Source organism: Pseudomonas sp. P8_241 (assembly GCF_034008315.1).
In the GTDB taxonomy this organism is placed as follows: Bacteria; Pseudomonadota; Gammaproteobacteria; order Pseudomonadales; family Pseudomonadaceae; genus Aquipseudomonas.
In genome coordinates this window covers 5,083,784-5,110,346 of the sequence record NZ_CP125377.1, presented here as the reverse complement: position 1 = coordinate 5,110,346, position 26,563 = coordinate 5,083,784, and the positions used below count along the sequence as shown (strand labels likewise).

The 26,563-nt window shown below is 59.8% G+C and carries 25 protein-coding genes and 1 riboswitch; of the genes, 11 read left to right on the top strand and 14 right to left on the bottom strand.

The window, feature by feature from the left end; genetic code table 11:
- Nucleotides 1-17: 17 nt before the first annotated feature.
- The 6 genes from uca to QMK58_RS22760 form a co-directional block, all read right to left on the bottom strand.
- Complete coding sequence (gene uca, locus QMK58_RS22785; RefSeq protein WP_320395485.1) at nucleotides 18-3,653, bottom strand: urea carboxylase; 3,636 nt, start codon at nucleotides 3,651-3,653, stop codon at nucleotides 18-20.
- Nucleotides 3,654-3,932: 279 nt separating this feature from the next.
- Nucleotides 3,933-4,574: an urea amidolyase associated protein UAAP2 gene (locus tag QMK58_RS22780; RefSeq protein WP_053155711.1), complete on the bottom strand. Its 642-nt coding sequence runs from the start codon at nucleotides 4,572-4,574 to the stop codon at nucleotides 3,933-3,935.
- Between the two features lie 11 nt (nucleotides 4,575-4,585).
- The gene (locus tag QMK58_RS22775) at nucleotides 4,586-5,311 is read right to left on the bottom strand and encodes an urea amidolyase associated protein UAAP1 (RefSeq protein WP_320395484.1); all 726 of its coding nucleotides are present in this window, start codon (nucleotides 5,309-5,311) and stop codon (nucleotides 4,586-4,588) included.
- Nucleotides 5,312-5,324: 13 nt separating this feature from the next.
- Nucleotides 5,325-6,113, bottom strand: coding sequence for an ABC transporter ATP-binding protein (locus QMK58_RS22770; protein WP_320395483.1), 789 nt, complete (start codon nucleotides 6,111-6,113; stop codon nucleotides 5,325-5,327).
- Nucleotides 6,110-6,925 carry an ABC transporter permease gene (locus QMK58_RS22765; protein WP_053155718.1) on the bottom strand — a complete coding sequence of 272 codons (816 nt, stop codon included), beginning with the start codon at nucleotides 6,923-6,925 and terminating at the stop codon, nucleotides 6,110-6,112. Before QMK58_RS22765 ends, QMK58_RS22770 begins: the two co-directional genes overlap by 4 nt.
- A 15-nt stretch (nucleotides 6,926-6,940) precedes the next feature.
- Nucleotides 6,941-8,008: a putative urea ABC transporter substrate-binding protein gene (locus QMK58_RS22760; protein WP_053155720.1), complete on the bottom strand. Its 1,068-nt coding sequence runs from the start codon at nucleotides 8,006-8,008 to the stop codon at nucleotides 6,941-6,943.
- Between the two features lie 60 nt (nucleotides 8,009-8,068).
- Nucleotides 8,069-8,169, bottom strand: a riboswitch (guanidine-I (ykkC/yxkD leader).
- A 279-nt stretch (nucleotides 8,170-8,448) separates the two neighbouring features.
- Between QMK58_RS22760 and QMK58_RS22755 the strand changes: the two genes are divergently transcribed.
- Nucleotides 8,449-8,691: a hypothetical protein gene (locus tag QMK58_RS22755; RefSeq protein ID WP_320395482.1), complete on the top strand. Its 243-nt coding sequence runs from the start codon at nucleotides 8,449-8,451 to the stop codon at nucleotides 8,689-8,691.
- A 167-nt stretch (nucleotides 8,692-8,858) separates the two neighbouring features.
- Nucleotides 8,859-9,308 (top strand): hypothetical protein, encoded by a 450-nt coding sequence (locus tag QMK58_RS22750; protein ID WP_053155722.1) that lies wholly within the window; start codon nucleotides 8,859-8,861, stop codon nucleotides 9,306-9,308.
- 62 nt (nucleotides 9,309-9,370) lie between these two features.
- On the opposite strand, the gene QMK58_RS22745 is transcribed toward QMK58_RS22750, so the two are convergent.
- Nucleotides 9,371-10,483, bottom strand: a complete 1,113-nt coding sequence (locus QMK58_RS22745; protein WP_053155724.1) for an enoyl-CoA hydratase/isomerase family protein — start codon at nucleotides 10,481-10,483, stop codon at nucleotides 9,371-9,373.
- 132 nt (nucleotides 10,484-10,615) lie between these two features.
- On the opposite strand from QMK58_RS22745, the gene ung reads away from it, so the two are divergent.
- Entirely contained in the window at nucleotides 10,616-11,308 is a 693-nt protein-coding gene (ung, locus tag QMK58_RS22740; RefSeq protein WP_053155726.1) for a uracil-DNA glycosylase, read from the top strand.
- Nucleotides 11,309-11,415: 107 nt separating this feature from the next.
- Here the strand turns inward: ung and QMK58_RS22735 are convergent, their stop codons facing one another.
- From QMK58_RS22735 to QMK58_RS22720, 4 genes are read right to left on the bottom strand one after another with little or no spacing between them, the layout of a single operon-like run.
- The gene (locus QMK58_RS22735) at nucleotides 11,416-12,450 is read right to left on the bottom strand and encodes an AbrB family transcriptional regulator (protein WP_320395481.1); all 1,035 of its coding nucleotides are present in this window, start codon (nucleotides 12,448-12,450) and stop codon (nucleotides 11,416-11,418) included.
- Complete coding sequence (locus QMK58_RS22730; RefSeq protein ID WP_053155730.1) at nucleotides 12,443-13,957, bottom strand: tripartite tricarboxylate transporter permease; 1,515 nt, start codon at nucleotides 13,955-13,957, stop codon at nucleotides 12,443-12,445. The genes QMK58_RS22735 and QMK58_RS22730 overlap by 8 nt, the downstream gene beginning before the upstream one ends.
- A gap of 1 nt (nucleotide 13,958) precedes the next feature.
- Nucleotides 13,959-14,417 carry a tripartite tricarboxylate transporter TctB family protein gene (locus QMK58_RS22725; protein ID WP_320395480.1) on the bottom strand — a complete coding sequence of 153 codons (459 nt, stop codon included), beginning with the start codon at nucleotides 14,415-14,417 and terminating at the stop codon, nucleotides 13,959-13,961.
- A 58-nt stretch (nucleotides 14,418-14,475) separates the two neighbouring features.
- Nucleotides 14,476-15,453, bottom strand: coding sequence for a Bug family tripartite tricarboxylate transporter substrate binding protein (locus QMK58_RS22720; RefSeq protein WP_053155734.1), 978 nt, complete (start codon nucleotides 15,451-15,453; stop codon nucleotides 14,476-14,478).
- Nucleotides 15,454-15,894: 441 nt separating this feature from the next.
- Between QMK58_RS22720 and QMK58_RS22715 the strand changes: the two genes are divergently transcribed.
- The gene (locus tag QMK58_RS22715; RefSeq protein WP_053155738.1) at nucleotides 15,895-16,566 is read left to right on the top strand and encodes a response regulator; all 672 of its coding nucleotides are present in this window, start codon (nucleotides 15,895-15,897) and stop codon (nucleotides 16,564-16,566) included.
- Complete coding sequence (locus QMK58_RS22710; protein ID WP_320395479.1) at nucleotides 16,559-17,947, top strand: sensor histidine kinase N-terminal domain-containing protein; 1,389 nt, start codon at nucleotides 16,559-16,561, stop codon at nucleotides 17,945-17,947. Before QMK58_RS22715 ends, QMK58_RS22710 begins: the two co-directional genes overlap by 8 nt.
- Before the next feature lie 50 nt (nucleotides 17,948-17,997).
- On the opposite strand, the gene QMK58_RS22705 is transcribed toward QMK58_RS22710, so the two are convergent.
- A complete protein-coding gene (locus tag QMK58_RS22705; protein ID WP_320395478.1) occupies nucleotides 17,998-18,819 on the bottom strand; it encodes an HDOD domain-containing protein in 822 nt (273 codons plus the stop codon).
- Between the two features lie 34 nt (nucleotides 18,820-18,853).
- Nucleotides 18,854-19,795, bottom strand: a complete 942-nt coding sequence (locus tag QMK58_RS22700) for a YgfZ/GcvT domain-containing protein (protein ID WP_053155744.1) — start codon at nucleotides 19,793-19,795, stop codon at nucleotides 18,854-18,856.
- A gap of 149 nt (nucleotides 19,796-19,944) precedes the next feature.
- Here QMK58_RS22700 and QMK58_RS22695 point away from each other — a divergent pair, with 149 nt between their 5' ends.
- Both QMK58_RS22695 and QMK58_RS22690 read left to right on the top strand, forming a co-directional pair.
- Nucleotides 19,945-20,199: a succinate dehydrogenase assembly factor 2 gene (locus tag QMK58_RS22695; RefSeq protein ID WP_053155746.1), complete on the top strand. Its 255-nt coding sequence runs from the start codon at nucleotides 19,945-19,947 to the stop codon at nucleotides 20,197-20,199.
- The gene (locus tag QMK58_RS22690) at nucleotides 20,183-20,635 is read left to right on the top strand and encodes a protein YgfX (RefSeq protein ID WP_082344425.1); all 453 of its coding nucleotides are present in this window, start codon (nucleotides 20,183-20,185) and stop codon (nucleotides 20,633-20,635) included. Before QMK58_RS22695 ends, QMK58_RS22690 begins: the two co-directional genes overlap by 17 nt.
- Here the strand turns inward: QMK58_RS22690 and nadB are convergent.
- Nucleotides 20,604-22,220, bottom strand: coding sequence for an L-aspartate oxidase (nadB, locus tag QMK58_RS22685; protein ID WP_320395477.1), 1,617 nt, complete (start codon nucleotides 22,218-22,220; stop codon nucleotides 20,604-20,606). The genes QMK58_RS22690 and nadB overlap by 32 nt on opposite strands.
- 552 nt (nucleotides 22,221-22,772) lie before the next feature.
- Between nadB and rpoE the strand changes: the two genes are divergently transcribed.
- The 4 genes from rpoE (at nucleotide 22,773) to QMK58_RS22665 (ending at nucleotide 26,547) form a co-directional block, all read left to right on the top strand.
- Entirely contained in the window at nucleotides 22,773-23,354 is a 582-nt protein-coding gene (rpoE, locus tag QMK58_RS22680) for an RNA polymerase sigma factor RpoE (protein WP_003172477.1), read from the top strand.
- Nucleotides 23,355-23,385: 31 nt separating this feature from the next.
- Nucleotides 23,386-23,973 carry a sigma-E factor negative regulatory protein gene (locus QMK58_RS22675; protein WP_320395476.1) on the top strand — a complete coding sequence of 196 codons (588 nt, stop codon included), beginning with the start codon at nucleotides 23,386-23,388 and terminating at the stop codon, nucleotides 23,971-23,973.
- An 8-nt stretch (nucleotides 23,974-23,981) separates the two neighbouring features.
- Nucleotides 23,982-24,941 carry a MucB/RseB C-terminal domain-containing protein gene (locus QMK58_RS22670; protein WP_320395475.1) on the top strand — a complete coding sequence of 320 codons (960 nt, stop codon included), beginning with the start codon at nucleotides 23,982-23,984 and terminating at the stop codon, nucleotides 24,939-24,941.
- Between the two features lie 178 nt (nucleotides 24,942-25,119).
- Complete coding sequence (locus QMK58_RS22665) at nucleotides 25,120-26,547, top strand: DegQ family serine endoprotease (RefSeq protein WP_053155753.1); 1,428 nt, start codon at nucleotides 25,120-25,122, stop codon at nucleotides 26,545-26,547.
- The last annotated feature ends 16 nt before the right edge of the window (nucleotides 26,548-26,563 follow it).

Below are 26,563 nucleotides of genomic sequence, written 5' to 3'. Positions count from 1 at the left end.
TCCTTATCAAAATGGCTTCAGTCGAGTTCCAGCACTGCGACGCGCTGTCCGGCGCGCACCGCCGAACCGGGTTGCACGCGAATCTCGCGCACCACGCCGGCCATCGGGGCGAGCAGGGGGATTTCCATCTTCATCGACTCCAGGATCACCAGCACATCGCCGGCCTCGACCCGGCTGCCGGCCTCTACCTGCACCTGCCAGAGGTTGCCGGCGATGTGGCTGTCTATGCTCAGTTGGCCGTTGCCCAGCGGCGCGTCTTCGGTTGGCTCCGGGGCGGCTTCCTCACTCTCGAAATGCGCCTGGCCGCTGGCAATCCAGCGCTCGCGTTCGGCGTTGAACGCACCTTGTTGCTGCTTGCGAAACGCCTCGATGCCGCCGGCCTCTTTCGCCAGAAACGCCTGGTAATCCGCCAGGTTCAACTGGCTGTGCTCGATGTTCAAATCGAAGCGGCCGAGGGGGAAGTCGCGGCGGATGCGCAGCAGTTCATCGGCACTCACCGGGTAGAAACGGATCTGGTCGAAAAAGCGTAGCAGCCATGGTTTGCCATCGAACGCAGCGACTTCGCGGTAGCGGTTCCACATCTGCAAGGTGCGGCCGACAAACTGATACCCGCCGGGGCCTTCCATGCCGTACACGCACATGTAGGCGCCACCGATGCCCACCGAGTTCTCGGCGGTCCAGGTGCGGGCCGGGTTGTACTTGGTGGTGACCAGACGATGGCGCGGGTCCAGCGGGGTGGCGACCGGTGCGCCGAGGTAGACGTCGCCCAGTCCCATCACCAGGTAGCTGGCATCGAACACCGTGCGCTGCACTTCATCGAGGTTCGGCAGGTCGTTGATGCGGCGGATGAATTCCAGATTACTCGGGCACCACGGCGCGTCCTTGCGCACGGTGGTCATGTATTTCTCGATGGCCAACTGGCACGCCGGATCGTCCCAGGACAGCGGCAGATGCACGATGCGCGACGGTACTTGCAGGTCCTTGGCGGCGCACACGGCATCCCATTCGCCTGCGACGATACCGAGCAGGTCGCAGAGCGACAGTTGCTCAGGCTGGTAATGGATTTGCAGCGAACGAATGCCAGGCGTGAGGTCGATCACGCCGTGCAGGGTTTTACTTTCCAGGGCTTGCATAAGGGCGTGGGCACGGAAACGCAAAACCAGATCGAGTTCGGGTGCGCCTATCTCAAGCAGTAAATGAGTATCGCCTGAGAGTCTTGCAACCAGCCGCGTATCGTCCTGACCGATATCCAACACCACAGGCGACACAATCCCCTGTAGGAGCCGGCTTGCTGGCGATGAACTTGTAGCGGTTTCTGCCTGGGCCCCATCGCCTGCAAGCCGGCTCCTACAAGGGGCATCCCATTTCAAGGCGAGGCTTCGGGCAGTCTTGAGGTCGATCGGTGAGAACTGAACTTTGTCCCCGGCCTTGAGTTGCCCCAACTGCCAAAGATCCGCTTCGATCACCGTCACCGGACACACGAACCCGCCAAGGCTCGGGCCGTCCGGCCCAAGGATCACCGGCATGTCGCCGGTAAAATCCACGGCACCGATTGCATACGGATTGTCGTGAATATTCGACGGGTGCAAGCCCGCTTCACCGCCATCGGCACGCACCCATTCCGGCTTCGGCCCGATCAGGCGCACACCGGTGCGGCTGGAGTTGAAATGCACTTCCCACTGGGTGGCGAAGAAGGTGCCGATGTAGTTTTCAGTGAAGTACTCCGGCGCGCCGTGGGGGCCGTAGATCACTCGAATCTGCCGCACCGCCGGTAGCTCGGCGAGCTGCTCTTCAGCCAGTTGCTGACCGACGCTGTGGTCACTCAAGGCCGGCACATGCAACACGTCGCCAGCACGCAAGGCGCGTCCGCCATGACCGCCGAACTGGCCGAGGGTGAAGGTGCTTTTGCTGCCCAGGTAATCCGGTACTTGCAGGCCACCGCGCAGGCACAGGTAGCTGCGGGCACCGGCACCGGCAATCGTACCGAGGCTCAACGTTGCCCCCGATTCAACCAGCAGCGCGGTGTTCATCGGCACGGTTTCGCCATTCAAGGTCAGAGGAATAGCGGCGCCGGTTACGGCCACGACCGCAGCGCAATTGAAGCGCAGCATCGGCCCGCTCATGGTGATTTCCAGCGCCGCAGCGCCTTCGTCGTTGCCCAGCAAGCGATTGCCCAGACGCAGTGCGCGGCTGTCCATCGGCCCTGATGGCGGCACACCGACTGCCCAGTAACCGAGGCGGCCAGGGTAGTCCTGAACGCTGGTCTGGGTGCCTGAGCTGATCACCTCGAAGGTGTTGGCCTGATACACCAGGCCTTCCAGGCAACGGGTCCACGGCTGGCCGCTGGCGAACGGCGCATCCAGCAGAATTTGCCGCAGGTAATCGCGGTTGGTTTCGACGCCATACAGTTGGATGTCGCCGAGGGCTTGATGCAGATCGGCGCGAGCCTGTTCCCGAGTCGGCGCCCAACTGATCACCTTGGCGATCATCGGATCGAAGTAGGGCGGGATCTCGCAGCCAGCCTCGACCCAGGTGTCGATACGCAGCTGAATGCCATTGGCCGCTGGAAAGTTCACGGCAGTGAGCAATCCCGGGCTCGGCTGAAAATCCCGGCCCGGATCTTCCGCATACAGCCGCGCCTGAATCGCATGCCCCTCCGGTTTCAACGCCTCAACCAACTTGCACAGCGGTGGCAGATCACCAGCGGCCAATTGCACCATCCAGCGCACCAGATCGACGCCCCAGACCTGTTCAGTAACGCCGTGCTCCACCTGCAACCGGGTGTTCACTTCCAGAAAATAGAAGCGCTGTGCCTCACTATCGAACACAAATTCGACGGTGCCTGCACTGCGATAATTCACCGCTTTGGCGAGTTTGATGGCCGCCGCGCACAGTGCCTCGGCCATGCCGTCGGGCAGATTCGGTGCCGGGGTTTCTTCGAGGACTTTCTGGTTGCGGCGCTGTACCGAACAGTCGCGCACGCCGAGGGCAATCACCTCGCCACGGCCGTCACCGAACACCTGAACTTCCAGGTGACGAGCACGCTGGATGTACTTCTCGATGAACACGCCCGCGTCGCTGAAGTTGTTCTGGCCCAGACGTTTGACCGCTTCGAAGGACTCGCTCAACTCGGCTGCGCTGCGGCACACGCGCATGCCAATGCCGCCGCCGCCGGCGGTGCTCTTGAGCATCACCGGGTAACCGACCTGTTCACCGGCTATCAGGGCCGCATCGAGGCTGTCGAGCAACTCGGTGCCTTCGAGCATCGGCACGCCGTGTTGCTTGGCCAAGGCGCGGGCGGTGTGCTTGAGGCCGAACACACGCAGTTGCTCAGGCGTTGGGCCGATGAAGGCAATCCCGGCGGCTTCGCAGGCTTCGGCGAACGCGGCGTTCTCCGAGAGAAAACCGTAGCCAGGATGGATCGCGGTAGCACCGCTGGACTTGGCGATGGTGAGGATCTTGTCGACCGCCAGATAAGTGCCGGCCGCCGCGCCTTTACCGAGGCTGTGGGCTTCGTCGGCTTGCAGGATATGCAGGCTGGCGGCATCGGCTTCGGAGTACACGGCAACACCCTGCACATGCAGTTCGCGCAAGGTGCGCAGGATGCGGCAGGCGATGGCGCCACGGTTGGCAATCAGGACTTTTTCGAACATGGCATAACCCCCGGAGGCGATAGCGCATCAGCCTCGACTTGGGATGCGGGCCGTCCCGCAGTTTTTCGAAAGGCACCGGGGTCGTCCCCGTTGACAGAAATACACAGCACCCTTGTAGGAGCTGGCTTGCCAGCGATAGCGGCGTGTCAGCCGACATCATGGTTGAAGGTGCCGGCCAATCGCTGGCAAGCCAGCTCCTACAGGGGAACGGTTACTTGATGCACTGCCCCGAACGGGCCTGGCACAGGGCAAACAACCATCTACGCAACCGCGCTAATTTCAGTTCCATACCAGCAGCTCCGCAGGGGTCGGGTTGTAGGCGTTGCACGGGTTGTTCAGCTGCGGACAGTTGGAGATCAGCACGATCACGTCCATTTCGGCACGCAGGTCAACGTACTTGCCCGGTGCGGAAATCCCGTCTTCAAAGGTCAGGCCACCGTCAGCGGTGACCGGCACGTTCATGAAAAAATTGATGTTCGGACCGATGTCGCCTTTACCCAAGCGGCCGTCATGTACACAGGCGCGCAGGTAGTTGTCGCGGCAGCTGTGCATGTAACGTTTTTCCAGGGCATAGCGCACGGTGTTGCTCTCTTGTGCGCAGGCCCCGCCGAGGGTGTCGTGGCGGCCGCAGGTGTCGGCGACGATGGTCAGCATCGGTTTGCCCAGGTTGGAATACAGCACGCTGCCGGTGCTCAGGTACACGCTGTTCTGACGGCGCAAGGTGCGCTGCACGTCGTAGCGCTCCTTGGGGTTGGCAACGCTGTAGAACAACGTGTCGACGGCCTGATTGCCTTCCAGATCGAGGATGCGCAGCGTTTGCCCGGCCTTGACTTCCATCAGCCAGGGTTCACCGGCCGGGATGGTGGCGCGGTAGATTGCGGCTTCAGGCTGCTTTTCAGTGGTGATGAGAGCGAGTGACATGACAGCGATCCTCAGGCGAACAGACGGTCGGTGTTGATGAAGCCGCGCTCGTTTTCCGGGCGCAAAGTTCGGCAGTGTTCGGCGATGCTGGCGTCGGCGTTCATCCAGCTGAGCTTCAAGGGTTTGGGGGCGTATTCCGGCGATGGATCCATCGGGTGTTGCAGGGCCGTGAGCACCACCAAGGTATCCATCGGTGCGTACAACTCGATGTAATCACCGGCCTTGGAATTGGCCTCAACGAAGTGGAAACGCCCAGCGTCATCGACGTTCACCCGGCTGAACAGGTTGAGGGTCATCAGCAAGTCCGACAGGCCCAGGCCCCACTTGCCCAGCTCCACCAGCAGGTTGTCGGTGCCGTTGCGGAAGAAACCGTTGCGCAGCTCTTGATAGCGACCGGTACCGTATTTTTCTGCGACCTCTTCAGCGCAAAGCACGCCGCCGAGGCTGTCGCTCCAGCCGCAGGTGTCGGCAGTGATTGCGGCCAGCACGCGACCCATGTCCGAGTACAGGCAATGGCCGGTGGTGAGCTTGGCGGTGTGTTGGCATTTGAGGCTGTCGGGCAGATTCAGGCGCTCGGTTTTTTCATTGGCATTGAGCAGCGTCAGGCTGACGTTGGCGCCACCGCGCATGTCGGTCAGGCGCAGCAACTGGCCGCGTTTGAGCACGAAGGAGCGATGGCCGCCGCCGGGGAGCATTTCGTCGGCGAAGGGCGGGAACAGTTGGGTCGAATCAGTCATCGGGAAAATCCTCTCAAGCGGTTCGAAGTGAGCCCGCCAGTTGCACCGGCAAGGCGTCGACGGCGGCACGGCTGATGCGGCGGTCGCTGTTCAAGGGAATGTCGTAGGTGATGCGCGCGCCGTAGGCCCCGGGGGCGTGCGGATCGAGGCGGACCTTGTCGAACACCAGCAAGCGCGTACCGAGGCTGAAACCTTCGGACAGGTCGTGGGTGACCATGAACACCGTCAGTCGGGTCTCGCGCCACAGTTCCAGGAGCAAGCCGTGCATGTCTTTGCGGATGCCCGGATCGAGCGCGCCGAACGGCTCGTCGAGCAGCAGCACTCGCGGCTTCATGATCAGCGCCTGAGCGATGGCCAGTCGTTGCTGCATGCCGCCGGAAAGTTGCGCCGGGTACTTGTCCAGCGAATGGCCGAGGCCGACTTTGTGCAGCAGCACCGAGGCTTGTTCGCGGGCCTCTTTTTTGGCGCTGCCGAACAAGCGCCCGAGCAGTGGCGAGCGCGGCAGTTCGAGACCGAGCGTGACGTTGTCCAGCACGCTCAAATGCGGGAACACCGAGTAGCGCTGGAACACCACGCCACGGCTCGCGTCCGGCTCACCGGCCAAGGGTTGATCATCGAGCAGGATCTCGCCGCGACTGGCGCGCTCCTGGCCGAGCAGCAGACGCAAAAAGGTCGATTTACCACAACCGGACGCGCCCACCAGGGTGCAGAATTCGCCCTCGTTGACGTTCAGGTTCAGGCCTTCTAGCACCACCTGGTCGGCGTATTGCTGCCAGACGTTTTTTACCGTGATAAAACTCATTTGGCGGCCCCTTCATACCAAGGGAAGGCGCGACAGGTGAGGTACTTGAGGCCCCAATCCATCAGCCAGGCGAGGAGGGTGATCCACACCACATAGGGCAAAATCACGTCCATTGCCAGGTAGCGGCGCACCAGGAAAATCCGGTAGCCCAGGCCGTCGGTGGAGGCGATGGCTTCGGCGGCAATCAGGAACAGCCACGCTGAACCAAGCATCAGGCGCAGCGAGATAAGCAACCGTGGCAGTAACTGCGGCAGCACCACCCGTAGCATCAAGGTCCAGGTCGAGGCACCAAGGGTCTGGGCCTTGATCAGCAGTTCCACGGGGATTTCCCGGGCGCGCTGTTCCAGGTCACGGGCCAGCGCCGGGGTGATGCCGATCACGATCAGCATCACCTTCGACAACTCGCCCAAGCCGAAAACGATGAACAGGATCGGCAGGATCGCCAGCGGCGGCACCATCGACAGCACCGTCAACAAGGGCGACAACGGTGCGCCAAACAGCGGCAGGGTGCCCGCGGCGATGCCCAGGCACAGACCGGCCAAGGCACTGATGCCGAGGCCGATGGCCAGCCGGCGCAGGCTGGACGCGGTGTCTTGCCAGAGCAGGTATTCGCCGGTGCGGCTGTCGGCGACAAACGCCAGGCGTTTCACCGCGTCGCTCATCTGCACGGCGCTGGGCAGCAGCTTGTCATTGGGGTTGTCCGCCAGCCGCTCGGCCGAGCCCATGAAGTAGGCAAACAGCACCAGGGCGAACGGCAGGATCACCAACAGCAGGCGACTCGGGCGATCCGGGTGTCGATTGATCAGGCGCATGGCCAATTCTCCTGATTACAGCTTGGCGTCGGCGGCCATCTGCACGTAGCTCGGGTCGAAGCGCAGCTTGAGGTTACTTTTGTCGCCGCTGGTCACGCCGTTGGCGAAGGCCATGCCGACCGCGCTGGTGTCCTTGGCGCCTTCACCCAGCAAACCGTGCTGAAAGGAAAACTCGGCGACTTTGCGCATGGTCTCCGGCAATTGCTGGCTGGTGCTGAAAGCCAGAGCTTCCTTGGGGGTGGCGAACAATTTGGTGGAGTCCAGTTGCGCCTGGAAACCCGCCAGGTCGGTGCCCGAGGCCTTGGCCATGTGTTCCAGCGCGGCTTTGCTCGCGGCGTTCCTGGCATTCATCAACTCGACCACTTCGAACCACGCGCCAGTCAGCGCTTTGCCCAGTGCCGGGTTGTCTTTGAGGGTGGCGCTGTTGACGACCATCATGTCCATGATTTCGCCGGGGATCTGGCTGGAGTTGAAGACTTCGGTCACCGCAGGCTTGGCCTTGATGTCCGAAAGCATCGGGTTCCAGGTGGTGACGGCGTTGACTTGATCGGTGTTGAAGGCGGCCGAAATGTCGGCGTCGGAGGTGTTGACCACTTTCAGGTCTTTCTCGGTGAGGTCCACCGAGTCCAGCGCCCGGGCCAACAGGTAGTGCGAGACGGACAGTTCGACCAGATTGACGTCCATGCCCTTGAGGTCGGCGATTTTCTTGCCTTCACCCTTGAGCACGATGCCGTCATTGCCGTTGGAAAAGTCGCTGACGATCAACGCGGTGCTGTCGACGCCACCGGCCGCCGGAATGGTCAGGGCGTCCATGTTGGTCATGGTGCAACCGTCGAACTGGCCGGCGGTGTATTGATTGATGGATTCGACGTAGTCATTGAGCTGCACCACGTCAATCTTGATGCCGTACTTCTTCGCCCATTTGTCGACGATGCCCTGACTGCCGGCGTATTCCCAAGGCATCCAGCCGGCATAGATCGTCCAGCACACGCTGAAGTGATCTTTCTGGGCGGCTTGGGACGAAAAGCTCACAAGGGCTGCGAACGCAGCGGCGAGCAGGGCGGGTAAACGAAGCTGGGACATGGTGGTTCTCCAGTTGATCAAGGGCGGACAGGAAGGCAGCGACACCGCTAGCGGTGGCTTGTCTCCCGGGCTTTTGTCCCGCCGTGTAACCTCAACTGGAGGTCGCCAACTCTCGGACCAGCCACTCGCGCTTGCGAGCCGGAACCCTAGTCAGCCATTTTCAGATTGTGGTGCCGCGAACCTGTGATGACTCCTGCACGGACTTGCTAAAGCGAGAGCCGTGCCAAGTCTGTTCGAGGCGTCTGGCACGGGGATCAAAGGACGGGGTGGTGGGCGCGATCATGGGTTGCTGCATTGTGATGGTGCGTCCATGCACCGAGATGCAGCGCGCTGCGCCATTGATCCGAAGGTCAGCACCACCAGGCACTTGAAAGGGGGAACGTCAGTCAAAACAGGTGTCAACCGGCCTGGGCCGGTTGTGGGTCTTTCAGGAGGCCGTCATGTTTCGTCGACTGTTGCTCAGTGCTGTTCTCGGTCTTGGGTTATCCGGTTGCTACTATTACGCCGGCTCCTACGACGTCTACTCCGCTCCGTATTACTACCCTGGTTATTCGCCCTATTCCTACTATTACGGCCCACGCTATTACTACGGCGGCCCGCGCTTTTATGGTGGATATCGATACTATTATCGGGGTGGTCACGCGCCCAGGTATCACGGCGGTGGATATCACCATGGCCACTGATCAATGCGTGAAGGGATGAAAAACCTTTCATCGGGCAGATGTTTCAACTTGTTGCGTGAACGCACCAGATTCGGAAAACGGTGTCTCATCTATCGACAGTCACCGAATCTTTGATTGTCGCCTGCCAGCGTCGCTGGTGTGGCTCACTCGCGGTCCAGGAGGCCGCTATGTATCGCCGAATTCTTCTGATTGCAGTGTTGGGATTATCCCTTGGTGGGTGCGTGCCTTATTACGATGAAGGAGGCAGTTACTACAGTTCCGAAGTCTATACCTCGCCGTCACCGGCCTATTACGCCGGGGGCAGTTCCTACTATTCCAATGGCGGCGGTTACTACACGCCACCGCCCCGGTACTACGCGCCGCCAGCGCGCTACTACCAACCGACGCCGCGTTATTACTATCAACCGCGTGTCTATCAACCGTCTCCACGCTATTACCAGTCGGCCCCGCGGTACCATCAACCATCGCGCAATGACTACCGGGCGCATCAGAGCCAGGGATGGGACGGCCGCAGTCGCGGTGGCTGGGACAATAACAAAGGCCACGACGGACGACGTGGCGGTCGAGGCGACCATAACGGTCGTGGCAATCACGACGGTCGTGGCAGTCACCGCTGATCGTTACAACAGTGCATTTTCCAATGTGGGAGCGAGATTGCTCCCCCATTTTTTTGCAGACTTCAGTAATTCAACAAATCCGCCAGCGGATGCCGACCTTCCCATACCTTGTGAAAATGCGCCTCCACCACCGCGTCCGGCACGTTGTTGATGTCGGGCCAATGCCAGCGGGGCTTCTGATCCTTGTCGATCAACCGCGCGCGCACGCCTTCGCTGAATTCCGGGTGGCGGCAGCAGTTGAGGCTCATGGTGTATTCCATCTCAAAGACCTGGGCCAGCGACAGGTGTTTGGCGCGAATGATCTGTTCCCACACCAGATGCGCAGTCAAGGGCGAGCCTTCGCTCATGGTCCTGGCGGCGCGACTCATCATCGGGTCGCTGTTGTCGCGCAGGGCGCTGATGGCTTTCCAGGCGCAGCGCACATCACTGACATCCAGCAGCTCGTCGATTTGCTGGCGACGCGGCAGCCACTGGGCCTGGGGCATCTGTGCCACGGCTTCCTGCTGCAAGGCCTTGAGCAAGCTGTTGAGCTGCATCGGTGTTTGTTCCTGCCAGTTCAATTGCAACAGGCCTTCGATCAATTGCGCTTGCTGCTCATCGAGCAGAAAACGATCTGCCAGATCCAGGTCGATGGCATCGCGGCCATTCATGTGCGCGCCGGTCAGGCCCAGAAACAAGCCGAGCTTGCCTGGTAGCCGCGACAGAAACCAACTGGCACCCACATCCGGATACAGGCCGATGCTGATCTCGGGCATCGCCAAGCGACTGCTCGGCGTGACGATACGCAGGCTTGCACCTTGCAACAGGCCCATGCCACCGCCGAGCACATAGCCATGGCCCCAGCAGATCAACGGTTTCGGGTAGGTATGCAGGTTGAAGTCCAGACGATATTCCGCGGCGAAGAATTGCGCGGCCAGCGGTGGCACTTCGCCCGGGTGGGCGCGACAGGCCTCCACCAGGCTGCGCACTTCACCACCGGCACAAAAGGCCTTGGCACCATTGCCGCGCAACAGGACGCAGACGATTTGCGGATCCTTGGCCCATGCGTCCATTCGGTCGCGTAAAGCGTTGATCATCGGCAGGGACAGGGCGTTGAGGGATTTTTCGGCATCCAGGCTAGCGATGCCGATACGGGCGCCGTCGGTGCCGGTGAGCTCTTCGAAGTGCAGATTCATCGTGACCTCGATCGGGAATTTGAGGGTTAAGTATGATCGCTGTGTAAGAAAGTGCCGGATCTGCATCAGATCATTTGACAAGCGTGGTGCGCTTTCCTAGGGTTCGCCCCATTGTTTTTGCCGGATGTAACCATGACTGCTGACGACCGTATCAAACTCGAACCGAGCTGGAAGGAGGCGCTGCGTGCCGAATTCGACCAGCCCTACATGACAGAGTTGCGAAATTTTCTGCAGCAGGAGCGAGCGGCCGGCAAAGAGATCTATCCGCCAGGGCCGATGATCTTCAATGCGCTCAACTCCACGCCGCTGGACAAGGTCAAGGTCGTCATCCTCGGTCAGGATCCCTACCACGGTCCGGGTCAGGCCCATGGCTTGTGCTTCTCGGTGCAACCGGGCGTGCCGGCGCCGCCGTCGCTGGTGAACATCTACAAAGAGTTGAAGCGCGACCTGAACATCGACATCCCCAACCATGGCTACCTGCAAAGTTGGGCGGATCAGGGCGTACTGATGATCAACACCACCATGACCGTCGAGCGGGCCAATGCCAACGCGCACAAGGACAAGGGCTGGCAGTTTTTCACCGACCGGATCATTGAAGTGGTCAGCCAGCAGCAGCCGCACCTGGTGTTCATGCTGTGGGGTGCCCATGCGCAGAGCAAGCAGAAGCTGATCGATGCGACCAAGCATCTGGTGCTGACGTCGGTGCACCCGTCACCGCTGTCGGCTTATCGCGGCTTTCTCGGTTGCGGGCACTTCAGCCGCACCAACAAATTTCTCGAGCAGAATGGCGAGACGCCGATCGAGTGGCGCTTGCCGCCGGTTTGAAAAGCATCGTCGGAGCGGCGCCCGCAGAAGGCTGGCTCCCACATTGGTTTTGCGGTGTTTACAAACCTGTGGGAGCCAGCCAGCTGGCGATGAATTCAACACTGTCTTTACTCTGGATTGCGGTTCCAATACTTGAACAACGGCTCTGCCAGAAACAACACAAACAACAGCCGCATCACCTGCATCGCCGTCACCAGCGGCACCGACAATTGCAGGGTCTGCGCCGTCAGGCTCATTTCGGCAATCCCGCCGGGCATCATGCCCAAGGTCAACGAACGCAGATCAAGATGGGTCAGCGCACTCAAGCCCATTGCCGCCACCGTGGCGATCAGCATGGTCAGTACCGTGCCAATCAATGTCCGCCCCATGAACGAAGGCGCACGCCGGAAAAACTGGCGGTTGAAGTGACAGCCCAGCCCGCTGCCGATCAACCATTGGCCGATCTGGCTGCCGCCGTCAGGCAAGCCAATGTGCAAGTCCCAACCGATACTCACTGCCGCACTCACTAGCAAGGGGCCGAACAGCCACGGGTTGGGTTGACGCAGACGCTCCCATATCCAGGCAGCCAGTGCCCCTGTGGGAAACAAAACCGCCAGCCAGCGCCAGTCGATGCTGCCAGCGTGTGAAATCGACGCGCCGTCGCCCAGCAGATATTTGAACGCCGCGGGAACACACAGCACCACCACCAACACGCGCAGACTCTGGCCAGCCGCTACCCGACTGAGCACCGCGCCGTTACGTGCGCCGAGGTTGACCATCTCGCCGGAACCACCGGGCATGCTGGAAAAGAACGCAGTGGCGCGATCTTCGCCAGTGCGCCGCATCAGCCATACGCCGACCACCGCCGACAGGCTGGTGACCAGCGCACCGAAGAAAATCAAGCCGAAATGACTGAGGACCTGCTCCATCACCACAGGAGTGAAGTGCAAGCCGATACCGATTCCGACGATCCACTGGCCGCACTTGCGCCCACCAGGGATTTCGGCCAATTGCCAGGGTGTCAGGCAGCGCACGAGGATGATGGCCAGCAACGAGCCGACCATCCACGGCAAAGGCCAGCCGACCTGGCTGGCGAGGTAACCGCCGAGCAGGCCGACCAGCGGGGTTCCCCACCAGGCTTTGAAAGGTGTTCGATCAGACATCGGCAATAACGCGCCGCGCAACTGAACGTTTACGCCAGATGCGCACAATCGGCACCAGCAACATGACCGCGATCAACCCCCAGACGCCGACGGTGATGCCGCTCGACCAGAGAATGTCCAGCGAACCGTTGGAAATCGACAGCGCTCGACGCAGGTTCTGCTCCATCAACCCCCCGAGGATGAAACCCAGCAGCACCGGCGATAACGGGAAGTCCAGCTTGCGCAGGATGTAGCCGAAGATGCCGATGCCGATCATCAGGAACAGGTCGAAGGTGGTGGCATGCACCGCGTACACACCGATGGCAGTGATGATCGCGATCATCGGCACCAACGCCCAGTTAGGTACGGCGAGGATTTTGGTAAAGATACGGATCATCGGGATGTTCAGGATCACCAGCATGATGTTGGCGATGAACAACGATGCGATCAGGCCCCAGACGATGTCCGGCTGCTGTTGAAACAGCAGCGGGCCGGGTGTGATGTTGTAGAGCGACAGCGCGCCGATCATCACTGCCGTGGTGCCAGAGCCTGGAACGCCAAGGGTCAACATCGGAACCAGTGCACCGCAAGCCTCTGCACCAATGGCGGTTTCGGGGGCGGCCAGGCCGCGTTTGTCGCCTTGTCCGAATTTTCCGCTTGGGCCAGCGATGCGTTTCTCGGTCATGTAGGCCACGGCGCTGGCCAACGTTGCGCCAGCACCTGGCAGCACACCCATGATGAACCCGAGCACACCGCAACGCATGTTCACCCAGAACACCGAAGCCGCTTCCTTGAAGTTGAACAACATTCGGCCGGTGGCCTGGAACGCTTCCTGACCACGGTGGGTTTTTTCCAGCAGCAGGAGGATTTCGCTGATGGAGAACAAGCCCAGCACCAGCACCACGAACTGGATACCGTCGGTGAGGTGGATGTTGTCCCCGGTGAACCGGTACACACCGCTGTTGGCATCAATGCCGACGGTCGACAGGAACAGCCCGATCAGTGCCGCGATAAACGTCTTGAGTGGCCGGTCACCCGCCATACCGCCCAGACAGACAATCGCAAATACCATCAGTACGAAGTATTCCGCGGGACCAAAGGCAATCGCCCACTTCGCCAGCATCGGCGCGAACACCACCATCCCGCAGGTCGCAATGAAGGCACCGATGAACGAACTCCACGCCGACAGCGACAACGCGACTCCGGCCAGACCCTGGCGGGCCATCGGGTAGCCGTCGAGGGTGGTCATCACGGTGGACGCTTCGCCCGGGATGTTCAGCAGAATCGAACTGATCCGGCCGCCATATTCGCAACCCAGGTAAACCGCGGCCAAAAGGATCAAAGCCGACTCCGGTGGCAGACCCAACGCGAAGGCGATCGGGATCAGCAATGCCACGCCGTTGATCGGACCCAGGCCGGGGAGCAGGCCGACGACCGTACCAATCAGTGTGCCGCTGAGTGCAGTCACGAGGTTGTAAGGGGTCAGTGCGACGCCGAAACCGTGACTCAAATATCCAAGCGTATCCATATCAGTTCTCCAGAACGTCGAGCAGGCCCAGAGGCAGTGGCACGTCCATGACTTTGTCGAACAGCAGGTACAGGCCGATACTCATCAGGCTGATGATCACCGCGCCCGGCAGCCAGCGCCCGCCGTACAGGCGAGCCAGCGGAATGCCAACCAGCATGCTGCTGAGGATGAAGCCCAACGGTTCGAACAGCCCGGCGAAGACCAGCAGCAACAGCACGCAAACACCAATCTTGGTCAGGGTCTCGCGATCCATCGGCGGATCTTCATCGGTGTGTTTGATCGGCGAGGGGCGATACACCATGTAAACCAGGGCCAGGCCCATCAGTCCCAGCATCAACAGGGGGAACGCGCGCGGGCCGATCGGCTCGTAGGAAAAAGGTGCCTGGTAGGGCAGGGCCATCAGCACCAGGCTGATGCAGGCCAGCAACAGCACTGAAGCAAAAATGCGTTGTAAGAGCATGGGGAACTCCTGTGCTGCGGCTCCGCCGAACGGAGCCGCAGCCGCTAGACAGAGGCGATCACTGGATCAGGCCGAACTCTTTGGCCAGCACTTTGTAGTCCGCGACTTGCTTCTTCACATAGGTGTCCAGTTCCGGGCCGGTCATGGCGAACGGGAACAGTTCACGCTGATCGCGCAGCTTGGCGAACTCGGGTGATGCCAGCAGCTTGTCGAACGAGTCTTTCCACCAGGCGTAGTCTTCATCGCTGACTTTAGGCCCGACGTAGAAGCCGCGAACCACCGGCCAGACGATGTCATAGCCTTGCTCGCGGGCGGTCGGAATGTCCTTCATTTCCGGCTCGTCCAGACGCTTGTCGGAGAACACCGCCAGCAGGCGCATGTCGCCGCTCTGGATGTGCGGCATGGAGTCGGAGATGTCGGTGCTGCCGACCTGAATGTGCCCGCCGAGCAGGGCGGTGGCGATTTCGCCACCGCCTTCGAGGGCGACGTAACGCAGGTCACGCGGGTTGATACCGGCGGCCTTGGCGATCAGCGCGGTTTGCATCCAGTCCTGGCTACCAACGGTGCCACCAGAACCGATCACCACTTTGCTCGGATCTTTCTTCAGCGCCTGTACCAGATCGTCTAGGGTCTTGTAGGGCGAATCGCTTTTCACCGCGATGGCACCGTAGCTGGTGCCAACGGCAGCGAGCCAGCGTACGTTGGTTTCATCGAAGCGACCGAACTTGCCTTGCGCCAGGTTCAACAGCGAACCGCTGGACCACGCCACCAAAGTACCGGCATCCGCAGGCCGCTGCGCGACCACCGCGTTATACGCCACCGCGCCGACACCACCGGGCATGTAGGTCACGCGCATGGGTTTGGTCAGCAGCTTTTCGTTGATCAGCGCGCTTTGCGCCAGTTTGCAGGTCAGGTCGAAGCCACCGCCAGGTGACGCCGGGGCGATGCATTCCGGGCGTTTTGGCTCGGCCATGAGTTGGCCGGCAAACAGCATGCAGCTGGCGGCGAGGGCGAAACGGCGCAGTGATCGATTCATTGTTGTCTCCACAGGAGTTTTTGTTTTTCGGGATGATTCAGGTGCGTCGATTTCGCACAGTGCTGGTGTGTTCAAGTCCACAAGGACTGAACCACGAACAGCCGGCTTCGGCGCTGGCGATTACGAGAGTTGGAATTGGATCGAAAGGATGGGGCGGGTAAGCCTGGAGCTGTCTGGACAGCATGCTGCAGTACCTCGGTTATTGTTCTTATTGGCGAAAACGCTTCAAGGCGTTTTTCGAGAGCTACATTTCACAACAGGTTACGAACGACGGAGAGGATGTCGGCAATCGGAACATCCCGTAACCAGACTCTAACGGCCCAACCTTTCGCTAACCTTTCAGCGGGCCTTCGCGTTTTTTCGGGCTTCACAGCGACGGATGCCGCTGTAAACTCCGCGCCAAAGAATGGCGTCGGCCGTCCCTGAATGAGGTAAATATCCATGCGTGTTCTGCTCGTCGAAGATCATCTGCAGCTCGCCGAAAGTGTCGCCCAGGCGCTCAAAAGCACCGGGCTGACCGTGGATGTGTTGCACGATGGCGTGGCTGCCGATCTGGCGCTGAGCAGCGAGGAATACGCCATGGCAATCCTTGATGTCGGGCTGCCGCGCATGGATGGATTCGAAGTGCTGGCGCGCCTGCGGGCGCGGGGCAAGAACCTGCCGGTGTTGATGCTGACCGCCCGCAGCGACGTCAAGGATCGGGTCCATGGCCTGAACCTCGGCGCCGACGATTACCTGGCCAAGCCGTTCGAACTGACCGAACTCGAAGCGCGGGTCAAAGCCTTGCTGCGCCGCAGTGTGCTGGGCGGTGAGCGCATTCAGCGCTGCGGTGTGCTGGCTTATGACCTGGAAACCCGGCGTTTTACCCTCGGTGAAGAATTACTGACCCTGACTTCCCGCGAGCAGGCCGTATTAGAAGCCCTGATCGCACGTCCCGGTCGGGTGATGAGCAAGGAACAACTGGCTTCCCAGGTATTCGGCCTCGACGAAGAGGCCAGCCCCGATGCGATCGAAATCTACGTGCACCGCTTGCGCAAGAAGCTCGATGGCCAGCCGGTCGCCATCGTGACCTTCCGCGGCCTCGGCTACTTGCTGGAAAGCCGCGATGCATAAGCCCAGCAGCCTGCGCTGGCGGTTGCTGTGGAACCTCGCGCTGTTGCTGGTGGTATTGATGCTCGCCAGTGGGCTGAGCGCTTACTGGAATGGTCGCGAAGCTGCCGACACTGCGTATGACCGGACTTTGCTGGCCTCGGCGCGGACCATCGCTGCCGGCCTGTCCGAACGCGACGGTAGCCTCAGTCTCGATGTGCCTTACGTGGCCCTCGATACCTTTGCCTACGACAGCGCCGGGCGGATTTTCTACTTGGTCAATGACATCAACCAGAAGCTGATCTCCGGTTACGAAAATCTTCCAGCCCCGCCCCCGGGAACGCTGCGTACCGATAACTATCCCGCCCTGGCGCGTTTTTACAATGCGACGTATCAGGGGCAGAACGTGCGTGTGGTCAGCCTGCTCAAGGCGGTCAGCGAGCCGAACATGAATGGCATGGCGGAGATCCGCGTGGCGGAAACCGATGAAGCGCGGGTCAGTATGGCCCGCAGTCTGGCGGCCGATACCTTGTTGCGCCTGGGCATGCTGGCGATCGGTGCATTGATGCTGGTCTGGTTTGCGGTCAGCGCCGCATTACGCCCGTTGGAGCGCTTGCGCACGGCGGTGGAGGAGCGACAACCCGATGATCTGCGGCCGCTGCCGCTGGTCGAAGTGCAGCGCGAATTGTGGCCGCTGGTGCGAGCGCTCAATCACTTTACCGAGCGTCTGCGCGAACAATTCGAGCGGCAAGCGCAATTCATTGCCGATGCGGCCCACGAGCTGCGAACCCCGCTGGCGGCATTAAAGGCGCGACTGGAACTGGGCATGCGTTCGGCTGAGCCCGATACCTGGCGCAGTACGCTGGAAACTGCCGCCCAAGGCACGGATCGCCTGACCCATCTGGCCAATCAATTGCTTTCTTTGGCGCGAGTCGAATACGGCGCACGAGCGATCGCCGAGGGGGGCGCGCAGTTGCTGGATCTGAGTCAGTTGGCGCGAGAGCTGGGCATGGCCATGGCCCCGCTGGCCCACAAGCGCGGTGTCGCTCTGGCGCTGGAAGCGGACGAGCCGGTGTGGTTGCGAGGCGAGCCAACACTGCTCAATGAGCTGCTGAGCAATCTGGTTGATAACGCCCTGGCCCATACACCAGCGGGTGGCAATGTGATTTTGCGCGTCACCGCGCCGGCGGTGCTGGAGGTCGAGGATGACGGCCCGGGCATTCCCATTGACGAACGTGGCCGCGTGTTCGAACGTTTTTATCGGCGCAACCAGCAAGTCGCCGGATCAGGTTTGGGCCTGGCGATCGTCGGTGAAATCTGCCGCGCACATCTGGCGCAAATCAGCTTGCACGATGGTGAGCACGCCGGGTTGAAGGTGCGGGTGAGTTTCATGTCCGGGGAGTAACACGGCAACACCACACCTGTGGCGACGGGCAAGCCCTCTCGCCACATTGCTCAGTAGAACATCGAGCGGGTTTCTTCCAGATCGGCGCACATGACCCTGTCGTCAAAGTCGATGCCGAGCGTCCTGAATACCGGCACGTCGCAGACATCGACACGGGCGAACGGGTGGTCGGTGTCCTTTTGGCAATACAGGCTCGCGATCTGCACCAGGTCCGCGTAGTCGACTTGCGCTGACTGACGCCTGAAGTCCAGGTAAAGCCGCGGCACCTGTACGAGCTTGTCCGGGAAATCCCAGACTTTGAGCAATTTTTCCCCGATCAGCGGATGAATCTGGTCAATCACATGATTGAGGCTGACCGGGTCGGACAGCAATTCATAGTGATCTTCGGCGTAGGTCAGAATCGGCAGCACACCGATCTGGTGCACCAGTCCACCCAGAGCGGCCTGATCAGGTTTGAGCCGGGTATAGCGGCGGCACAGCGCATAGCTGACCCCGGCGATCTCCAGGCTTTTGCGCCAGACATCACGCATCTTCTGTTCCACTACATCGGAGCGGGCATGGAAAATCTGCTCCATCACCAGGCCGATGGCCAGGTTACAGCTGTAGTTGATGCCCAGGCGCGTGATTGCCGTGTGAAGATCGGTCACTTCCTGAGTGGCGCGCAGAAGCGGGCTGTTGACCACTTTGATCAGGCGCGCCGACAGCGCGGTATCGCGACTGATCACTTTGCTCAGGGTACTGACGCTGACTTCCGGGTTTTCAGCGGCCTTGCGAATCTGCAGGGCCACCTCCGGCAACGTTGGCAGAACCAGGTCATCGTTATCGATGGCCTCAACCAAATCCTGTTGGACCTTTTCCGCCAGCTCGCTCATTTAGTTTCTCTAGGTGTTGCACAAAGTGCTGCCGTTATCGCTGGATTTCGCGATCGCGGTCCAGTTCGTACGGCAGGTCGAGCAGTTTTAAAGCGGGGCCTTCAAGTGCGCCCAGGTGGATATCCCCATTTTCTGCTGCTTCGGCTTGCAACACCGCCAGGAGTTCAATGTTTTGCCCGGTGTGTGCGGCGAGCACCACTTCGCCGATAGAGCTGCCGTGGGTTGGGGAAAACAGTTGAACGCCTGGATCCGGCAGTTCGTCGGCGATGAGCTGCAGGCGATACAAGCGGCGCTTGAGTTTGCCCAGATACTGCATCCGCGCGACGATTTCCTGGCCGGTATAGCACCCTTTCTTGAAACTCACGCCACCAATGGCCTGCAGGTTGAGCATCTGCGGAATGAACAGCTCGCGGGTAGCTGGCATGACCTGGCCAATCCCGGCGCGGATCTGGCCCAGCAACCATTGGTTCAGATCGCCTTCACTCAATGCTGCGGACAATTTGCTCTTGATCGCATCAGCCTGATCGGCGGCCACCCACAGCTCGGCCCGCTCTGGCGAAACGCGGAGGGCGATCAAGCCATTGCTGCGAACAACACTGTCGGTTTCTGTCGGCAGCTCCAGACCGAAATCGGCCAGTGTCGCGTCGCCGTGCGCAATGCCGAAACGGACCCAGGCGGCACTTTCATCGGTCAGCCTGGACTTGGAGAACACCGCATATTTTTTCAGGTCCGCCAACTGCGGTTCAAGTAACTCGGTGGCCATGGCCATCAGTACGCCGTCGCCTTCAAGCAGGATGCGAAAACTCGATTGCATCCGGCCTTTTTGCGTACAGCGCGCGCCAAGGCTGGCCCGGGCGTCGCTCAGATAATTGAGATTGCAGGTCAGTTGGCCTTGCAGGAATTTGCTGGCGTCCGCGCCGCGAACCGCGAGAACACCTTCGTGAGACAGGGTGCAGAAAAAAGCAGAGTCGGCCATGGGTCATCGCAGGGTAAAAAGTCTGGTAGACATCATAAGGGGGCGCCTTCGAAATGGGTAGTTAACAAAGGCTTGTCGATGCCCGACCAAAGCCGACTGTGCGGCGAGGTCCGGGCCTGTATACTTGCCGCCTATTTGAGGAGCGCTCCATGGTCGAAGATGTTGAACTGAACCGCCTCTTTTGGCATAGCCGCCGCGGCATGCTTGAACTTGACGTGTTGCTGGTACCGTTCACGAAAGAGGTTTACGCAACGCTCAATGAGGTGGATCGTGCGTTGTACGTCCGCCTGCTGACGTGTGAAGATCAGGATATGTTCGGCTGGTTCATGGAGCGTGCCGAATCGGAAGATCCAGAGCTTCAGCGCATGGTTCGCATGATCCTGGATCGTGTCCAGCCCAAGTAAAACGTACGAATGCCGCTGGCATGCCTCACGGCAGTTGCTGGCGGCATACCTGTTGGCCCAGCTGTTCGCGCTGGGTTCGCTGTTTCTACTCTCTATCCCACTCAGGGCCAGTGTGCTCGGGGTTGTGCTGTGCGTGGTTCACGGTATTTGGTCGTTGCCCCGGCAGATCCTGTTGACACATCCGCAGGCATTCTGCGGCTTGCGCCGCGAGGCTGATGGCTGGCAATTATGGCGTCGGGCTGGGGGATGGCAGCCGGTTCAACTGCGTCCGGACAGTCTGGCATTGCCGTTGATCGTGGTGTTGCGATTTCGGTTAAATGGCGAGCGTCGGGTCAGGTCCATTTGCGTGCCCCGGGATTCGCAAGCGACGGATGTGCACCGGCGCCTGCGAGTCCGGCTCAAGTTCAGCCGGCGAAGGTGGGAGGTACCAGAATAGTGTCCAGCGCGACCGGCAACAGGTTCGGATAGTCGAGGGTGTAATGCAGGCCTCGGCTTTCCTTGCGCTCCATGGCTGACAGAATCATCAACTCGGCAACCTGGGCCAGGTTGCGCAATTCGATCAAATCCCGGCTGACCTTATAGTTGCTGTAGAACTCGTCGATTTCATCGAGCAATAGTTGCACCCGGTGCTGAGCCCGTTGAAGGCGCTTATTGGTGCGCACGATGCCGACGTAGTCCCACATGAATCGGCGCAGTTCATCCCAGTTGTGCGCAATGATCACGTCTTCGTCGGAGTCGGTGACCTGGCTCGCGTCCCACGCGGGGAGGGAGGCTGGCATGGTTACACGGGGCAATTGTTCAATAATGTCCATTGCCGCCGAACGTGCGTAGACAAAGCATTCCAGCAACGAGTTGCTGGCCATGCGATTGGCCCCGTGCAGGCCAGTGAAGCTGGTTTCGCCAATGGCATACAGGCCCGGCACGTCGGTGCGGCCCTGTTGATCAACCATCACGCCTCCGCAGGTGTAGTGCGCTGCAGGCACGACCGGGATGGGTTGTTTGGTGATATCGATCGAAAACTCCAGGCAGCGTTCATACACTGTCGGGAAGTGTGTCTTGATGAACGCTTCGGGTTTATGGCTGATGTCCAGATAGACACAATCGACTCCCAGGCGCTTCATCTCATGGTCGATGGCGCGGGCAACGATATCCCGTGGCGCCAGTTCGGCCCTGGGATCGAAGCGCTGCATGAAGCGTTCACCGTTAGGCAGCTTCAAGTGCGCACCTTCCCCGCGCAAGGCTTCGGTGATCAGGAAGCTCTTGGCCTGCGGGTGATAAAGGCAGGTCGGGTGGAACTGGTTAAACTCCAGGTTCGCCACCCGGCAACCCGAGCGCCAGGCCATGGCAATGCCGTCACCGCAGGCACCGTCGGGGTTACTGGTATAGAGGTAGACCTTGGCTGCGCCGCCGGAGGCGAGAATGACAAAGCGTGCGCCATAGGTGTCGACTTGTCCGGTGCCGCGATTGAGCACATAGGCCCCGAGGCAGCGATCGCCTTCCAGGCCCAGACGCTTTTCGGTGATCAGATCGACCGCGACCCGCTGCTCCAGCAGTTCAATGTTCGGTCGTTTTCCGGCTTGATCGAGCAAGGTCCTGAAAATCGCCGCCCCCGTGGCATCCGCAGCGTGAATGATACGTCGATGACTGTGTCCGCCTTCGCGAGTCAGATGAAACTCGAATGCGCCATCGTCTGTACTGAAGTGCTCATCGCGGGTGAAAGGCACACCTTGGTCGATCAGCCACTGGATGGCTTCCCTGCTGTGCTCGACAGTGAAGCGTACGGCATCTTCGTGGCACAGACCGCCGCCAGCGTTGAGCGTATCGTCGACGTGGGACTCCACGGTATCGGTATCATCCAGAACGGCAGCAACACCACCCTGTGCCCAGAAGGTCGAGCCATTGGCGAGGTTGCCTTTGCTCAATACCGCGATGCGCAAATGACCGGGCAAGGTTAGCGCAAGGCTCAAGCCGGCAGCGCCGCTGCCAATTACCAGAACATCGTGTTGAAACTGTTGGCTCATTTCAGGATTCCGCTCAAAGCGACCCGGGTCGGGGTTGGCGCACCTGGACTGGCGAGTCGAGGCAGCCGCACAGCCCACTAGTATATAGAGGGGGGGAGCGGCACAATACCCGAGCGGGCATGGCATTGTGAAACTACTGTGACGGAAAATATCGGACGCTTCGTCGGATGGTTTTTCTGCCATTTGGGCGACACGAGGACTGTATCGTCGATTTAACAGTATTTTTCCCTGCAGGGTTGCACAATGTCGGGGTGATGCCGCATAAATATTTGGAACTTTTGCCAAAGGGCCAAGATCAATAGACCGTTGCCTGAATCAAGGGACAGTGTCGGTTTCGGTGCGGGATCGGGGTTTGATCCTTGCCGGTGAATCCGATAACAAGATTATTCGCGCAGCCGGGTCAACTCGCGCTGCGCTTTTCGTGCGTGCCAAATCAGAGCCCGCAGGAAACTTGCCTGGAGGGGGAGAACTTTTGCGAAAAGCCCGAGTCTATGTTTGCAAGTCTGGTGGTTTAGTTCTGCAAGCCTCCTCCGAGCTTATCGAGGAGTGTTCATGCTAACCCAGGAAGAGGATCAGCAACTGGTCGAACGCGTTCAGCGCGGCGACAAGCGCGCTTTCGATCTGCTAGTGCTGAAATACCAGCACAAAATTCTCGGGTTGATCGTGCGTTTTGTGCACGACACCCATGAAGCCCAGGATGTGGCACAGGAAGCCTTTATCAAGGCGTACCGTGCACTTGGAAATTTTCGCGGAGACAGTGCGTTTTATACGTGGCTTTACCGCATCGCCATCAACACGGCGAAAAACTATCTGGTTTCACGCGGCCGTCGGCCGCCGGATAGCGATGTCAGTTCTGAAGATGCAGAGTTCTACGATGGCGATCATGGCCTCAAGGATCTCGAGTCGCCAGAGCGGGCGTTGCTGCGGGATGAGATCGAAGGCACCGTCCATCGAACCATTCAGCAACTGCCGGAAGATTTGCGTACGGCCTTAACTTTACGTGAGTTTGATGGTCTGAGTTACGAGGACATTGCGAGCGTCATGCAATGTCCGGTGGGCACCGTGCGCTCCCGGATCTTCCGCGCCCGGGAGGCCATCGATAAAGCCCTGCAGCCGTTGTTGCAGGAAAACTAAAGACAGCGGCGACAGCCAAGAGAGGAACGCCATGAGTCGTGAAGCCCTGCAGGAATCGCTGTCCGCAGTGATGGATAACGAAGCGGACGAATTGGAATTGCGTCGGGTATTGAATGCCTTTGACGATGTTGAAACCCGTGAAACCTGGGCTCGTTACCAGATCGCTCGGGCAGTGATGCACAAGGATCTCTTGCTTCCACGCCTGGACATCGCTGCGGCCGTTTCAGCTGCACTGGCGGACGAAGCGGTGCCGGCAAAAGCCACCCGTGGACCATGGCGCAGCCTGGGTCGTCTGGCGGTCGCTGCTTCGGTGACGCTTGCAGTGCTGGCGGGAGTTCGCCTGTATAATCAGGACGAGATCGCCGGTGTCGAACTTGCGCAGCAATCGAACCAGCCAGGCTTGACCGTTCCTCAAGTAAAAGGCCCAGCTGTTCTGGCCGGCTACAATGAAAGTTCGGAAGCCACCGGTCCTATGGCCAATGGCGTTCTGCAAGGTCAGCCAGGCTGGCACGATCAGCGTCTGCCAGGGTACTTGCGTCAACACGCACAACAGGCTGCATTGAAAGGTACGGAGAGCGCGCTGCCTTACGCTCGTGCTGCAAGCCTGGAAAACCGTTAAGGAGGATCATGCGCGCCATACCTCTACTTACGCTTCTGCTCGGTGGCTGGTTCATTGTTCCAGCCCACGCCGATGAGGCCCAGGACTGGTTGAACCGTCTTGGCCAGGCCGAGCAACAGCAAAGCTTTAAGGGTACTTTCGTCTACGAGCGTAACGGTAGTTTTTCTACCCACAACATCTGGCATCGCGTCCAGGATGGCAAGGTCCGTGAGCGGTTGCTACAGCTCGACGGGTCTGCTCAGGAAGTCGTACGCATTGATGGGCATACTCAATGCGTTAGTGGCACGCTGATATCGGGGCTTGGAGATTCACCCAGTTCTGGCGCTCGTGCACTCGATCCCCAAAAGCTCAAGAATTGGTATGACCTTGCGGTGATCGGCAAGTCGCGTGTTGCCGGGCGATCCGCAGTGATCGTTTCGCTGACGCCACGCGACCAGCATCGATACGGTTTTGAACTGCATCTGGACAAAGAAACCGGCCTTCCACTCAAATCGTTGTTGCTTAACGACAAGGGTCAATTGTTGGAGCGTTTCCAGTTCACGCAACTGGATACCGCGCAGATTCCATCCGACAGCGCGTTGCAACCCGGCGCCGATTGCAAGCCCGTCAATCTTGAAAATGACAAGGCTTCCGCGGTCAAGGCTGCACCGGTTTGGCATTCCGACTGGCTGCCCCCAGGTTTCGAGTTGACCAGCAGCTCCGCGCGCAAAGATCCAGACACAAAAACTCAGGTCAACAGTCTGATGTACGACGATGGTCTGGCACGCTTCTCGGTGTTCCTCGAATCGCTCAATGGTGCACCCGTCACCGATATTCGCACTCAGTTAGGCCCCACCGTTGCCGTGTCTCGACGCTTGACTACCCCGCAGGGCGATATGATGGTGACCGTGGTTGGCGAGATACCGGTCGGCACCGCTGAACGGATTGCGCTTTCAATGCGCACCGATGCCGCTGCAACCAAGCAGTGAGCTGAAATCGAAATGTTTGGTGAGCATTTCAATTTGCATAAATCCCTAAAATTTCTTATAGGTCACAGCCCCTCGGCTCTGGCCTTGTTTGTTGTTCCCGGAACAAAAATACCGGCGTATTGTTCCCGGTGTTCCTTGCTCCATATCGCTTAACCCTGCTCGTCGTAACGGGAGCCGTATGTCGATACCACGTTTGAAGTCTTACCTTTCCATCTTTGCCACTGTGTTGTTGCTGGGGCAGGCAGTCACCGCTCAAGCGGTCGAATTGCCTGACTTTACGCAGCTGGTCGAACAAGCCTCGCCTGCGGTTGTGAACATCAGTACCACGCAGAAACTGCCGGATCGCAAGGTGAACCAGCAGATGCCTGATCTCGAAGGCTTGCCGCCGATGCTTCGCGAGTTCTTCGAGCGCGGCATGCCGCAGCAACCACGCTCGCCACGCGGTGATCGTCAGCGTGAGGCTCAGTCCCTGGGTTCGGGGTTCATCATTTCACCTGACGGCTACATCCTGACCAATAACCATGTGATCGCCGACGCCGACGAAATTCTCGTGCGCCTCGCTGATCGCAGTGAAATGAAGGCCAAGCTGATTGGCACGGATCCGCGTTCCGACGTGGCGCTGCTGAAAATCGAAGGCAAGGATCTCCCCGTTCTGAAGCTCGGCAAATCCCAGGATCTGAAAGCGGGTCAATGGGTTGTGGCGATTGGCTCGCCATTCGGTTTTGACCATACGGTCACCCAAGGTATCGTCAGTGCCGTGGGGCGCAGCCTGCCGAACGAAAACTACGTGCCGTTCATTCAGACTGACGTGCCGATCAACCCGGGCAACTCCGGTGGTCCGCTGTTCAACCTGAACGGTGAAGTGGTGGGCATCAACTCGCAGATCTATACCCGCTCCGGTGGTTTCATGGGGGTGTCGTTCGCGATCCCTATCGATGTGGCCATGGATGTTTCCAATCAGTTGAAATCCGGCGGCAAGGTCAGCCGTGGCTGGTTGGGTGTGGTGATTCAGGAAGTGAGCAAGGATCTGGCCGAATCGTTCGGTCTGGAGAAACCAGCCGGTGCGCTCGTTGCTCAAATTCAGGATGATGGCCCGGCTGCCAAAGGCGGCTTGCAGGTCGGTGACGTGATCCTGAGCATGAATGGCCAGCCGATCGTCATGTCGGCGGATCTGCCGCATTTGGTAGGTGCATTGAAGGAGGGCGCGAAAGCCGATCTGGAAGTGATTCGAGACGGTAAGCGCAAGAATGTCGCGTTGACAGTTGGCGCCATCCCGGATGAGGACAAAGAGCTGGATGCCTTGCCTGGTTCCAGCATTGAGCGCAGCAGCAACCGATTGGGCGTGTCGGTGGCTGAACTGACCGCCGAGCAGAAGAAGACCTACGACCTCAAGGGTGGTGTGGTGATCAAGGAAGTCCAGGACGGTCCTGCTGCCCTGATCGGCTTGCAGCCTGGCGATGTGATTACCCACCTGAACAATCAGGCCATCGGCTCCGCCAAGGAGTTTGCGGACATTGCCAAGGCGTTGCCGAAGAATCGTTCGGTGTCGATGCGGGTGTTGCGTCAAGGTCGTGCCAGCTTCATCACCTTCAAGCTGGCTGAGTAATCCGGTTGTTGGCTGA